Origin of the sequence: Bacillus thuringiensis, assembly GCF_001182785.1 — a bacterium.
In the GTDB taxonomy this organism is placed as follows: Bacteria; Bacillota; Bacilli; order Bacillales; family Bacillaceae_G; genus Bacillus_A; species Bacillus_A thuringiensis_S.
The window spans coordinates 1,416,786-1,430,186 of the sequence record NZ_CP012099.1 but is presented as its reverse complement, the minus strand read 5'-3'; the positions used below and the strand labels follow the sequence as shown (position 1 = coordinate 1,430,186).

Sequence of the window (13,401 nt, the reverse complement as noted above, 5' to 3'; positions counted from 1 at the left end):
AAAAGACGGAGATTTCTCCGTCTTTTTATTATGCAAACATTTTAAATATGCCTATAGCATTTAAAAATACAATTATTACAGTTACCGGAATAACATAACGAAGTAAGAAGAACCAAATGTTAAATAACGTTTTCCCCTTCGTTTCCGTCACTTCTAATTCTTTCATCAACAACTCTTTACTCATTTTATTTGGTACAAATAATGAAATAGCTAGTACTCCTAACGGTAACAATACGTTACTTACCGAAAAGTCGACTAAATCAAAGAATGTTTTTCCAAATATTTTCACGTCACTCATAATCCCAAATGATAACGCTGATGGAATACCGACCGCAAAAATAAGAATACCAATTAATAATGATGCTGACGGACGCTTCTTCTCGTTACCTTTCGCAACAGATGCTACTACAATTTCAAGCATTGAAATGGCAGAAGTTAAAGTCGCAAAGAAGAATAAAATTAAAAACATAATAAAGAAAAATTGACCAAATGGTATTTTTGCAAATACTGCTGGAAGGACGATAAACAGTAATCCCGGTCCTTCAGTCGGTTTAACTCCTAATGCGAAAATCGCTGGGAAGATTGCTAATCCTGCAAGTACTGTAACAAAAACAGTTAAACTTACAATCGATGTTGCTGATTTCGCTAAATGTTCTTCTTTCTTTAAATAAGAACTATACGTTACCATTACGGATGCACCTACTGTTAGAGAGAAGAAAGATTGTCCCATCGCATATAAAACCGTATCTGCTGTAAGCTTTGAAAAATCTGGTTTTAAGAAGAACTCTACTCCAGCCAAAGCACCATCGAGTGTTAACGCACGAACAATAATTGCAATAAATAAAATAAATAATAGCGGCATCATGTACTTACTTGCCTTTTCTATACCTTTCTCTACACCTTTACTTACAACAAAAATCGTACAAAGCATAAAGATAAATTGTGCTCCAATCGCACTTAACGGATTTGAAATCGTTTCACCGAACAATTGTCCATAATCAGCTACTCCATTCCAGAAACTTCCTGTCACACTATAATATAAATAAAGTAAAATCCATCCACCTACAACACTATAAAAAGATAGTACACTAAAACAAGTAACAACTCCCATACGACCAATCCAAGGATATAATTTGCTATTTGGCACTAGTACTTTATAAGCTGTAACCGCCTCTTTTTGCGTGCTACGTCCAATAACAAACTCCGCTATTAGAAGAGGCATACCTATAAATAAAGTTAATAGTAAAAATACAAGGAAGAATGCGCCTCCTCCTCCATTACCTGCAACATACGGAAATTTCCATATTGCACCAAGACCTACTGCGGCTCCGGCTGCTGCGAGTACAAAGCCTATTTTCGACGTCCATTGCTGTGTTTCTTTCATCATAAACTCTCCTTTTCTGAATATTAAAATTTCTGTTAATTATACACTTTCATTTCATACTCGCACACCTCCTTTAGAAAATAAAAAAGTCCCCTACACGCAAATATGCATGTAGAGGACGATATATGTAATGTAAATACCGTGGTACCACCTCAATTGGATTGATAAATCCCACTTGTTCAAGTACAGGAATAATTCCGATACTCTATCCTTTTAACGGCGGAACCCGGGTTGCCTACTACAATGTTCAACATACCTCTCGCAAGCCCATTCTGTATATTTTATCGTACTGGGCTCACACCTAACCCCAGCTCTCTGACCGCATCAAATATACGTACTCTTCTTGCTCATCGATTTCATCTATTGAAGTTAATTGTGATTATAAATTATATTTCCATATTTGTAAAGCGCAATTTACTTTTTATTATTTTAAAACTTTCTCTTCTAATTCTTGTAAAAAACTTTCTCTTTTCCCCTCGTTTTGCACATATACTGATTTCAACACTTCTTGGAGTAATATATTTCGTTCCCTCTTTTCTAACTGTAAATCTTTTAACTTCACCCTTACTTCATATAAAAAATCTAAATATGATTCATATGCCTCATCATATTTATTTGCAATCTCATCTCGAATTTTTTTTGCGAGCTTCGGGCTCGCTCCCCCAGTAGAAACTGCTATATTAAGCAAACCACGATGAATCGCTGCTGGAAAGTGAACATTACCACTTTCCGGATTTGTAATAACATTTACTAATTGATTCTCTGCGGCATCTTCAGCAACTTGTTCATTTAATATTGAATCACTACTCGCTGCAACAACTAAAAAAGCACCTTTAATATCACTTTTTTCATATTCTCTTTGATACCAACGAATTTTCTTTTCTTCCACAAGTTTTACTAAATTCGCATCCAATTCTGGACTTATCACAACTATATCCGCACCTTGTTTGAGTAAAGGAATAATTTTAAACCCTGCAACTTTCCCCCCGCCAATAACAACAACGCGTTTCTCATTAACTCGCACTGTAAGTGGATACATACTGATCTCCTTTCAATAACTCCGTCGTTTTCTGAATTAACATATCTTGAAACGCTTCATTCTTCCCTAAATATGGACTTATTTTTATCTTTTCCAATTTATATTGGCGCACTTCTTTCTCAATATGTTTCATAAGTAAACCTGTAAATAGCAAATAAGGTAGCACAATGATATTCTCCACTTTCCGTTCTACAACTTCCTGCAATTTCTTCTCAAATTTTGGCTCCGCAGCCGCTAAATAACAAACCTCAACTTTTTTAATTTTCTCCTCAGCTTGAAATAAAGAAGCGATCCATTTTACATCTTGTAATACTTCAGGATCACTACTCCCTCTTGCAACGAGCAGAAGGGTCACTTCAGCCTTATCTTCCTGTTCAATACCACTTCCGTTATATACTGATTTTATAAGTGTTTCTGATACACCAAACGGATTACCATAAGTCACTTTAACATTCGGATATTGATTCTTGAGCTTTACCAATTCAAATGGAATATCTTTCTTCACATGACCTGCCGCTAATAAAAAAACAGGGATAGCAATAATCTCCGTGGCCCCACGCTTCACACATGTATGAAAACCCTCTTCAATAGAAGGATTCGCTAACTCTAAAAAACAAACTTCTTGAATAGTCGCTTCTATACGGCTCATGCACGATGTAATAAATTGAATCGCCTCTTCTTTCGCTGTCTTCAAACGACTTCCATGACATATATATAAGACGGCTTTCATTTTACAACACTCCACTTACTTGATAAGCATTTTCTGTTTGCTTCTCAAACCAATGGATTTTTTCTCTAAAACGGACAACTTCTCCAATTACAATCATGCTCGGATTTTGAATTTTCTCTTTTTTCGCAACATCTACAATTGTTCCTAATGTCCCAACAACTGTGCGCTGCATAGACGTCGTCCCCTGTTCAATAATAGCAGCTGGCGTACTTTTATCTTTTCCATGCTTCATAAGTTGCTCACATATGTAGGGCAAATTACTAACCCCCATATATACGGCTAAAGTCTCTACACCTTTCGCTAAACTTTCCCATTTCACTTCTTCTTCAGCACCTTCTTTCCTATGCCCAGTCACAATAGCAAAACTTGCACTTGCATCACGGTGCGTCACTGGAATACCAGCATAAGCAGGTGCAGCTATTCCAGACGAAATACCTGGGACGATTTCAAATGGTACACCTTGCTTTGCTAATGCTTCCGCTTCTTCTCCCCCTCTACCAAATACAAATGGATCGCCGCCCTTAAGCCTTGTTACAACTTTTCCTTTTTTCGCATACTTAATAAGAAATGTATTAATTGTTTCTTGCTTCATCGTGTGATAATTCGGGAGTTTCCCGCAATAAATTAAATCCGCGTCAGGCTTTGCGTGTGAAAGCAGCTCTTTATTCACAAGACGATCGTATAAAATAACATCTGCCTTCTCAATACATTTCAATCCTTTAACAGTAATTAAATCTGGATCGCCAGGACCCGCTCCAACAATATAAACCTTCCCCATCATCTCTCCTCATTTCTACTATTAAAATGAAACTTCCATTCTTATATACGAATGGAAGTTTTTATTTTTTCGTATTACTGCTCTCTACTCATGAATAACAAATGCCGCACCTTTTCGAATTTTCTTTTTTTCAAACAAAGAAATCTCTTTTACCTCTGGCAACGGTAAAAAATGTTTTTCAAGCTCAATCTCCGCAAGCTTAAATGCCTGTTCTTCACTTTGAGCAACAACAACAATCGGAACAATATCACTCACTAATACAGCTTCAAATCGATATAAATCCATATTGCCCCCCTAAGACGCTATGACTTCTTCTAACACGGTATTTAACGCTATTTGTAATGTGTCTACACCAACACGACCTACAAAATCATAAAATGTTTCGGCTGGTAATTTATTCTCTTTGAAATAACTTATAAATGATGCGAGTACATCAGGTAAATCCTCGCCATCTATTTTTCCTTTTAACTTTTGATTGTAGGCACCGCCATCTAACAACGTTCCACCAACGTATATCTCAAATGCTTCAACAATTCCCTTTTCCTTCGTTTTCATTTTCACCCCTTGTAACCCAATGTCAGCAATTTGACGTTGACCACATGAATTCGGGCAGCCTACCATATGAATTCGAACTGGAACATCGAGTGCAATTTGTGTATCTAAGTATTCTGCAATTTTTCGTAATCTTTCTTTCGTTTCTACTAGTGCAAGATTACAATATTCAATACCGGTACATGAAACCGCATGACCAATAAATGATTTTGGGCTTGCAGATATCGCTTCAAACAACGGTTCACTAAGTAATCCTTTTACATTTTTCGGAGGAACGTTCGGAATAATGAAATTTTGTGAATTACATGTACGAATTTGTCCATTTCCATATTGCTTTGCGATTCTTGCAATCTCAAACATTTCTTCCGCATGTAAACGACCTACCGGTACATTAAAACCTACATATTTTAATCCCTCTTGTTTTTGGTCTTGAACACCATAAAAATAGCCTGCATTCCATCCTTTGAGTGCACTTTCTCCTTTACTTTGTAAAGGCCCTGTATACTCTATTAGTTTCTCTTTAAATTTTTCTGCTCCCCAGTCCGCAACAAGAAATTTCAAACGTGCTAAATGACGTTTCTCACGATATCCAAAATCACGGAATATAGTAGCAATCGCAATCGCCACCGCCTTCACTTCTTCTGGTAAAACGAAAACATCTAATTCATCAGCTAAATATGGACGGGCTGACAACCCTCCGCCTACTTTTATATGAAAACCAACTTTTTTCTCACCATCTATTTCTTTCGTAGCAGGTGTAAATGCAACACAGTTAATCTCTGCATTTGCTGAGTTATAAATATTAGAACTAATAGACATTTTAAATTTACGTGGCAAGTTAGAAAACTCTTCATTATGTTGGAAATAGTCATATACCTCTTTCACAATATGTGTTGTATCAAATAGTTCATTTGCATCAATTCCAGCAAGCGGATTACCTGTAATATTCCGTGTTATATCACCACAAGCCCCTGCTGAAGATAATCCAACTCTTGCTAATCTTTTAAAAATATCTGGAATTTGCTGAATTTCTAACCAGTGAAACTGAATCGCCTGTCTCGTCGTAATATCTATTACATCACGTCCATAATCCTCAGCGATGGCAGCAAGTACTTCTGCCTGCGCATTTGTAATAATCCCTGACGGAATATTTACCCGCATCATAAAATAACCAGCTTCTTTTGGACGTTGTAAATACAATCCTGCCCATTTAAAAGCATCCCACTCTTCTTTCGGAATAGATTCGAATCCATTTTCCGCATAGTAAGGAATATCATTAAAAATTTCTAAGCCATCTTTTTCTAATTTATTTTTCTCCGTCTGATTTAATTTTTCATTGTTAGCCCATACTTTTTCATAACTCATTTTTAAATCCCCCTATATAAAGTGAAACTTTAATCAGTAGAGTTTTGTTCATCCCACGCTGATTATTAGCCTTAACCAATCGGGTATTTACGGGCAGCCCGACCCCCACCTAACTTCCTTGCCCCAATCGAAATTTGAGGTAGGAATTTTACTTCCCGGCAAATAGCGGGATAAAACTACGCTCTTGTAAGTACTTCACGATTTGTTCTGCACATTCTTCTATAGAATATTTGTGCGTTTCTACAATTAATTCCGCTTGCTCTGGCTCTTCATAAGGCGAATCAATACCTGTGAAATCCTTAATATCACCTTTTCTTGCCTTTTTATAAAGTCCTTTCGGATCACGTTTCTCACACTCTTCAATCGGACACTTCACAAAAATTTCAATAAATTCATCTGCCGCTAATAAATCTCTTACTTGTTTGCGGTCTACTCGAAATGGTGAAATAAATGCTGTAAGGACAACTGTTCCTTGATCTACAAATAACTTTGCCACTTCGCCAATACGTCTTATATTTTCCATGCGATCACTTTCAGAAAATCCTAAGTCTTTATTTAAACCGTGGCGAATGTTATCCCCATCCAGCACATAATTTCCAATATTCTTTTCAAACAGTTTACGAGCGACCGCATTCGCTACTGTAGATTTACCCGAAGCTGATAAACCAGTAAACCAAATTACAAAACTGTGATGTCCATTCTTCACTCTTCTCTCATCTTTTGAAACCGAAGCTGTATGCCAAGTAATATTCGTATCCATCTCGTTCTCTCCCTATTCTGTTACTACTTCTTTTTTTAAACCTTTAATTAGCACTTCTACTACTTCTTTACGACTAAATGTACTTGGCGGAATCTCACCGTTTCTTAATAGTTCTCTTACTTTCGTACCCGATAAAATAACATGATCTTCTTTTCCGTGCGGACATGTTTTTGTTGAAGCCATCGCTTCACATTTCGTGCAATAAAAACTATGTTCAAAGAATAGTGGTGTAATGCCTAACTCTTCTATCGTAAAATTCGTGAAGATTTCTTGCGCTTCGTATGTTCCGTAATAATCTCCTACTCCGGCATGATCACGTCCTACAATAAAGTGGGTACATCCAAAATTCTTTCTTACTAACGCATGAAATATCGCTTCTCTTGGTCCTGCGTAACGCATTGCAGCAGGAAATACACTTAAAAAGACACGATTTTTCGGATAATAGTTTTGAAGGAGTACTTCATAGCTTTCCATTCTTACATCAGCAGGAATATCATCCGATTTCGTTTCTCCAACGAGTGGATTTAAAAAGAGACCATCTACAATTTCAAGAGCAGATTTTTGAATATACTCATGGGCACGATGTACCGGGTTTCTCGTTTGAAATCCGACTACTGTTTTCCACCCACGTTTTTTAAATTCTTCTCTCGTTTCAATTGGGTCTAAATGATAAGAAGGAAATTGATTATTTTCAAAGCGTTTTGTTAGAATAATAGTTCCTCCAACGTAAACGTTTGGTCGTTCATATAATTTTTTCACTCCTGGATGAGCCTCATCCGTTGTTTTATATACAAGTAACGCTTCTTTTTCTTTATCTGGTACGAAAATATCTTCTATTTGAATAGCACCATATATATTTCCATTGTTGACAAGCTTTACTTCCTCTCCGGTCTTCAGGCTTTCTGCGACTTCTTCTGTTACCGGTAATGTAATTGGTATACTCCACACACTACCATTTGCTAAACGAAGCGTTTCTACGACTGAATCATAATCTTCCTTCCCCAAAAAACCAGTAAGCGGGCTATATCCACCTGTCGCCAATAGTTCTAAATCACTTAAAGCAATGTTGTCTAATTTAATTTCTTTTTCAATTTGTGATACGTCATATGTCTCATCTATACGGTTTACTAATTCGTTTACTGTGCTCATTTTCTATATCCCCTCTTAGCTTTATTTCAAGATTCATCTTATTGATAATGAAGACCACATTCGGTTTTCACTTTCCCAGCCCATCTACCATCTCTTGAATCGCCACCATCCCCTACAGGTAAAGTACATTTCTCACACCCAATACTTGGATAGCCAACATCATGCAACGGGTTATACGGCAAGCTATGTTTGTATACATATCGCCAAACTTCTTTCCACGTCCAATGAATGAGTGGACAAACTTTAATAGATTGAAAACGATGATCTTGATTTATAAACTTTGTATGCTTACGTGTTTCTGATTGTTCCCTTCTTAAGCCCGATATCCATGCTTTTTCCACGACTAATGATTTTTCTAAAGGTAAAATTTTTCTAATCTTACAACAAAGATTCGGATTGCTCTCCCACAGTTTTTCACCATGCAACTTCGCCTGTTCATCAAGTGTAAGTTCTGGCTGCTTTTCTATAATATTCAATGAAGGAAATCGTTCCCTCACTCTTTGAATTAATTCATATGTTTCTTGAAAATGAACATTTGTATCCAAAAATACAACTTTAGCAGATGGATTTACTTGGTTTATAAGGTGCAGCAATACCATACCTTCCACCCCAAAGCTACATGCGTAGACGATTTCATCTTTATACTCTTCATAAGCCCAATTTAATACTGATAGCGCACCTTTCGTTTCATCTTCTTCCGAAAACGAAACAACATTTTCTTCCCACGTTTCATACGTCAACATGTTTTTTCCCCCTGTAAAAGCAAAAAGACGATTTTAACCTAATGAAAATAGGTTAAAACCGCCTCTAGTTTTTCTAGTCAGCGCTTTTCACTTTAAACGTACTTTTTCACTTTTCTCTAACTGAATTACTTTTCCATCTTGCACAACAATTGTAATTGAGCCATATTTCATATCAGCAAGCATCGCTTCAATCTTCTCGGATACTTCATCAAAATGTTCCCGTACACTCACGCGAACAGCCCCCCTTTTTATTCATAAAAAAAATCTTTCCCATTTCGAAAAGACTGTTCGGTAATATATTTTACCTTATCTTTCAAAATGGATTCCATTTTGCTGGATTTAGCACCTTGCTTTCTATAAGCAGGTTGCCGAGCTTCTTCGGGCCAGTTCCCTCCGCTTCTCTTGATAAGCTTTGTATTTGTATTTTATCACAATTCTGATTTTTTTCAATCCTAGTTTTCCGATATATTTTAATTATTTTATTTTACAAAAAAGGAATTGCCCATCCGAACAACTCCTTTTTCTATTTAAACAAGCTCTTTAATACGTATGCGATCGTTCCCAATAATATTTTCATATGTTTCGCGTTCCACAACTACTTGCGATGTTCCGCCTTTTGCAAAGACAACGGCTGGTCTTCGAATCCGATTGTAATTATTCGCCATCGAGTACCCGTAGGCTCCTGTACAGGAAACTGCTAGTAAATCAGCAGCAGCGACTTTCGGTAAATGAATATCCCAAATCAACATATCTCCGCTCTCACAACATTTCCCCGCAATCGAAACGAGTTCCTCATTCTCATCATTCCCTCGATTCGCTAACATTGCTTCATAACGCGCACTATATAAAGCAGGTCTTAAATTATCTGTCATTCCACCATCGACTGATACATATTTCCGAATACCAGGAATATCTTTCACAGATCCAACTGTATAAATTGTTGTCCCAGCATCACCTACAATACTACGGCCTGGTTCAATCCATATTTCTGGCAATGGATATTCACATACAGTAAATTGTTCTCTCACTGCACTTGTTACAGCTCGCACATATGTCTCAAGAGTTAACGGTGTATCCGACTCTGTGTAGCGTATTCCAAATCCCCCGCCTACATTTAACACTTTTACTACATAGTTTGTTTGCTCTCTCACTTCTTCTAAAAATTGGCGAAGAACTTCAATCGCTCGAACAAAGCCAGCTGTTTCAAATATTTGCGATCCGATATGTGAATGAATCCCTAGCACATTATAATTGGATTTTTGTAAAGCAAATCCAATTGCCTGCATCGCTTGACCGTTTGAAACGCCAAATCCAAATTTCGAATCATCTTGGCCTGTTGTAATATATTCATGTGTGTGCGCCTCTACTCCAGGCGTTACACGAATTAATATGTTCACAAACTTTCCATGTTGCATCGCTAAATCGTGTAAAACTTCTAATTCAAAGAAATTATCTACGACAAAACAACCGATATTCGCCTGAAGAGCCATCACTATCTCTTCTTCTGTTTTATTATTTCCATGAAAATGAATACGTGATGCTGGAAATCCTGCTTGGAGCGCAGTATATAATTCTCCTCCAGAAACAACGTCTAATGACATATTCTCTTCACGAGCTACTCGGCACATCTCCATGCACAAGAACGCCTTGCTTGCATATGCTACTTGATAAGAGAAACCACTTTCTTTAAAAGCACGATGAAATGCTCGGCATTTTCCTCGAATAGACTCTTCATCGTATACATAAAGTGGTGTTCCGTATTGCTTTGCTAGCTGCGTCGTATCGCACCCTCCAATTTCTAAGTGTCCTTGCCCATTAATTCGGCTTGTGCCGTGTAAATACATTTAAATTCCTCCCTTATTTCCTCTAAAACTCATAACCCCAATCTTCTATTCATTGCAGCACGCTTTTAGATAGACAAAAAACGCGCGGAACAATGTTCACACGCGTTTCTTATTAGGAAAAATATATATTGAAAAAATAAACGAGTTGTTATCTCCTCAAAATAAGAAACCGCATCAACATCTCCAAATAGCTCTCCATAAAATAAATCTTATGACAGTACTACATTTATTCAATGTAGTCCCAATATATGAATAAGATGGTTATTCTTATATTTCGGCAATAGTCCCTTTCAGCCTATGATCACAGATTCCATGAAATCTCCCATAGCTTACTCTTTCCTATCGCGGCCTCTACCTTTGAGAGTAGATGAGGTAAGTCTATTTAATTTTCAAACATCTAATTGTTGCTATTAACAATACCAAAGGACCATTTTATTTGTCAAACAATTTTTTATATTGTTTTTTTACAGTTTAATTTTGTATCATTTGGTAAGCGCTTTACTGAAATCTTTTTCACTTCCCATTCGCCTTCTTCGTTATTAAATGTAATCGTTACCTTCTCAAATGGGGGAGCAATTTTCCCAGCAACACGTTCATACTTTGTCACTTCAATACTTGCTTGAAATAAATATGTACCGCTATACACTTTTTTTAAACTAATAATTTTAGGACATTGATACGGTTTCAAACTTCCATATTGTTTTTCAATTGCTTTATTTATTTTTGGAAATAAAACAGAATAAAGTGCATCTTCCATAAGAGGTGCATCATATTGAGCTATTGACACACTCGGTAAAGTAAAAAGTATAACACTACTGCATGCTATAAAATATAATAATTTTCGCATTATAACCTCCGTATTATCACGCGCTTCTTTCTGCGTACGATAATTATCATACATAGAAATTCTGTTTTATTGTCTCCCACCACTCTTTTTCTACTCGATTATTATAAAAAAGCCCACAACTCTCTTTTATTTTCGTATAATGATACTCATAGTATCAGGCTTATCATCATAAGTATTCTGAGTTAGTAGCATCTACTTGGATAAGCTTATTTTTATGAAGGACATATCAGCGATGTATTATGTCTATTTCGTCTACACGTTAGCAAGTACGTTTGCAAACGTGTTAGCACTTTTTTATTTCTTGAATGAAATACATTCTAACAATTAGTATGATTTTCTTGTTTTTAGGGGGGCGATTATTTGAAGGTTGTTCGGTCTATATTTAAGGGGTTTTGTTTATTGAATAAAATTATAAATCCTATATTAAAGGCATTATCTAAAAGTAAATTCTAATTGCATAATAATAAAAAACTGCCCATTTGCACACTGCACCCGATTTGTTAGATATAGTTAGCAAAATAGTGCAACTAAAATGATTAAAATAGTTATGAAGGGAAAACAGATGCGTAAATTCAAAGAATATGACTTAGCTTATATTTGCTACTATTCCGAGAGAATAGAGCTAGCAACTATTGCGACTGGACTTTCAACTAGATTAACACTAAACGAACTAACCCAATTAATTCAAGATTTAAACGATCAGGAACTATTTGATTTTTACAAGAGCACCTATGAAGAAATGTTAGAAGAATAAGGAGAGTGGCTACATATGTTAACGAAATCGGAATACGAACGTCTCGCAGCAGATAAACAATGTATTGAGCATGCATTAACAATGTGGAAAGACTGGATGAGCAAGAAACAGACGTATACTGATGACCTTGCTGCTGAAGGTACCATGTATGTAGTCAATCATATGACATTGCGAGATTATCAAGTCTCACTAATCTTGGACTTTTTCGATGAGTATTTAACTTTGTTAACTCACGGGGAAGAACAAGCTGAAGCTTTTTATAAAACCGTCCTAAGGATGTAATATTCATCCTCCACACAACATATACTGAAACAGACACCGAGAGAAGTTTATATAAAACGGACGCTTTCCTAAAGGGGGCGTCTTTTTATTTTACAGTCATATAATATTTTCCCTCGCATATATTAAGATTGTCATCGGAGAATCCATAAAGGAAAAGACACTTTCAACAAGGAGAGTGTCTTTTTCTCATATTCCAGCATGTTACTACATAAAATGAAATAAACACGTTTCTCTCATATGTTAATCATCTCATGTGACCAGAGCACTCCACAAGAGTACTCTGGTTTTTATTATTCATTTTAATAAAACTATTCTTTTGTAAAAAATCATTTCACATATACATAGGTCTCATTTACAGTTACATGGTATGTTTTGCTTTTATTATTTTGTACTTTATAAGTATTAATAAATGGCATACACACTTACAGTAAATGGTTCCGATGCGTTTTTAGGATTCGCAATATATAATGATCTCGCTGATACTACACTTGTTCTATTACCGCTTAATACATCGTGAAAAACAACAGGATCTGTACCAGCAGATACATCTTTCATAACATTGAAGCTAACAAGATCTGGATTTCCGCCCCCTTCAACTTCCCACTTTAAATATTGTGTACCTGAAGGAAGGCTCTCCGTACTAAAATTCCCACTTGAGCGGTTTTTTTGTCCATCTAAAGGTTTTGGTTGAGATAATACCGTCGCTACTAATTGTTGTGCTTGCGTTTCCATTAACATTCCCCTTTTCTCAATTAAATTTTTTTAGAAGTGGTTAAACCAGTAACCACTTCTAAAATATATCATTTATGTAAATTAAAGGTATTGAGAAAATTCTTTTTGATTTTTATTTTCGCTAAAAAACAATAGCATATACACTTACCTGAAAAGGAAGATTAGAGCCCTTGGGACTAGCAATACAAAGGCTATTATTTCGTATCAAATTTGTTCGATTTCCACTTAAAACATCTCTGAATATCGTACTTCCCATTCCCTGAGATACGTTCTTCATTACATCAAAGCTAATATGCTCACTATGATTATCATTTTCAACTTCCCACTTTAAAAACTTTGTTCCGTGTGGAAGGTTTTCAGTACTAAAAATTTCACGAGGTATTACAGTTGCTATTAACTCTTTTGATTTTATTTCCATCGTTCCTTATTCCTTCCTTTATAA

At 36.1% G+C, this 13,401-nt stretch carries 16 protein-coding genes, 2 riboswitches and 1 other annotated feature; of the genes, 2 read left to right on the top strand and 14 right to left on the bottom strand.

Translation table 11 applies throughout. The features are described from left to right. Positions 1 to 28 precede the first annotated feature (28 nt). The 12 genes from AC241_RS07555 to AC241_RS07495 form a co-directional block, all read right to left on the bottom strand. Positions 29 to 1,384, bottom strand: coding sequence for a sodium-dependent transporter (locus AC241_RS07555; RefSeq protein WP_043936112.1), 1,356 nt, complete (start codon positions 1,382 to 1,384; stop codon positions 29 to 31). A gap of 111 nt (positions 1,385 to 1,495) precedes the next feature. Continuing rightward, positions 1,496 to 1,744, bottom strand: a binding site (T-box leader). A gap of 64 nt (positions 1,745 to 1,808) precedes the next feature. Continuing rightward, positions 1,809 to 2,423 carry an NAD(P)-binding protein gene (locus AC241_RS07545; RefSeq protein ID WP_029441820.1) on the bottom strand — a complete coding sequence of 205 codons (615 nt, stop codon included), beginning with the start codon at positions 2,421 to 2,423 and terminating at the stop codon, positions 1,809 to 1,811. Continuing rightward, entirely contained in the window at positions 2,398 to 3,153 is a 756-nt protein-coding gene (locus AC241_RS07540) for a sirohydrochlorin chelatase (protein ID WP_016082317.1), read from the bottom strand. The genes AC241_RS07545 and AC241_RS07540 overlap by 26 nt, the downstream gene beginning before the upstream one ends. A 1-nt stretch (position 3,154) precedes the next feature. Further along, positions 3,155 to 3,931: a uroporphyrinogen-III C-methyltransferase gene (gene cobA / locus AC241_RS07535; RefSeq protein ID WP_043936111.1), complete on the bottom strand. Its 777-nt coding sequence runs from the start codon at positions 3,929 to 3,931 to the stop codon at positions 3,155 to 3,157. 84 nt (positions 3,932 to 4,015) lie between these two features. After that, positions 4,016 to 4,216, bottom strand: a complete 201-nt coding sequence (locus tag AC241_RS07530) for a DUF3906 family protein (protein WP_000366918.1) — start codon at positions 4,214 to 4,216, stop codon at positions 4,016 to 4,018. A 9-nt stretch (positions 4,217 to 4,225) separates the two neighbouring features. After that, entirely contained in the window at positions 4,226 to 5,848 is a 1,623-nt protein-coding gene (locus AC241_RS07525; RefSeq protein WP_048563675.1) for a nitrite/sulfite reductase, read from the bottom strand. 148 nt (positions 5,849 to 5,996) lie between these two features. Continuing rightward, entirely contained in the window at positions 5,997 to 6,608 is a 612-nt protein-coding gene (gene cysC / locus AC241_RS07520; RefSeq protein ID WP_029441817.1) for an adenylyl-sulfate kinase, read from the bottom strand. A 12-nt stretch (positions 6,609 to 6,620) separates the two neighbouring features. Further along, on the bottom strand, positions 6,621 to 7,757 hold the full coding sequence (gene sat / locus AC241_RS07515; RefSeq protein WP_029441816.1) for a sulfate adenylyltransferase: 1,137 nt from the start codon (positions 7,755 to 7,757) through the stop codon (positions 6,621 to 6,623). 38 nt (positions 7,758 to 7,795) lie between these two features. After that, positions 7,796 to 8,500 (bottom strand): phosphoadenylyl-sulfate reductase, encoded by a 705-nt coding sequence (locus AC241_RS07510; protein ID WP_000959018.1) that lies wholly within the window; start codon positions 8,498 to 8,500, stop codon positions 7,796 to 7,798. Positions 8,501 to 8,587: 87 nt separating this feature from the next. Then, entirely contained in the window at positions 8,588 to 8,731 is a 144-nt protein-coding gene (locus AC241_RS07505) for a YezD family protein (protein ID WP_000116158.1), read from the bottom strand. A gap of 72 nt (positions 8,732 to 8,803) precedes the next feature. After that, positions 8,804 to 8,912, bottom strand: a riboswitch (SAM riboswitch). 115 nt (positions 8,913 to 9,027) lie between these two features. Next, complete coding sequence (gene lysA / locus AC241_RS07500; protein ID WP_029441815.1) at positions 9,028 to 10,344, bottom strand: diaminopimelate decarboxylase; 1,317 nt, start codon at positions 10,342 to 10,344, stop codon at positions 9,028 to 9,030. Positions 10,345 to 10,524: 180 nt separating this feature from the next. Next, positions 10,525 to 10,706, bottom strand: a riboswitch (Lysine riboswitch). A gap of 89 nt (positions 10,707 to 10,795) precedes the next feature. Continuing rightward, positions 10,796 to 11,191, bottom strand: coding sequence for a DUF3888 domain-containing protein (locus tag AC241_RS07495; RefSeq protein ID WP_029441814.1), 396 nt, complete (start codon positions 11,189 to 11,191; stop codon positions 10,796 to 10,798). 562 nt (positions 11,192 to 11,753) lie between these two features. Between AC241_RS07495 and AC241_RS07490 the strand changes: the two genes are divergently transcribed. Together AC241_RS07490 and AC241_RS07485 are read left to right on the top strand one after the other, a co-directional pair. Next, complete coding sequence (locus AC241_RS07490; protein WP_050843053.1) at positions 11,754 to 11,945, top strand: hypothetical protein; 192 nt, start codon at positions 11,754 to 11,756, stop codon at positions 11,943 to 11,945. A gap of 15 nt (positions 11,946 to 11,960) precedes the next feature. Continuing rightward, positions 11,961 to 12,227 (top strand): hypothetical protein, encoded by a 267-nt coding sequence (locus tag AC241_RS07485; protein WP_050843051.1) that lies wholly within the window; start codon positions 11,961 to 11,963, stop codon positions 12,225 to 12,227. A gap of 402 nt (positions 12,228 to 12,629) precedes the next feature. Here AC241_RS07485 and AC241_RS07480 read toward each other — a convergent pair whose 3' ends face one another. After that, on the bottom strand, positions 12,630 to 12,959 hold the full coding sequence (locus tag AC241_RS07480) for a hypothetical protein (RefSeq protein ID WP_000449803.1): 330 nt from the start codon (positions 12,957 to 12,959) through the stop codon (positions 12,630 to 12,632). Between the two features lie 121 nt (positions 12,960 to 13,080). Then, on the bottom strand, positions 13,081 to 13,377 hold the full coding sequence (locus AC241_RS07475) for a hypothetical protein (RefSeq protein ID WP_050843049.1): 297 nt from the start codon (positions 13,375 to 13,377) through the stop codon (positions 13,081 to 13,083). Between the last annotated feature and the right edge of the window lie 24 nt (positions 13,378 to 13,401).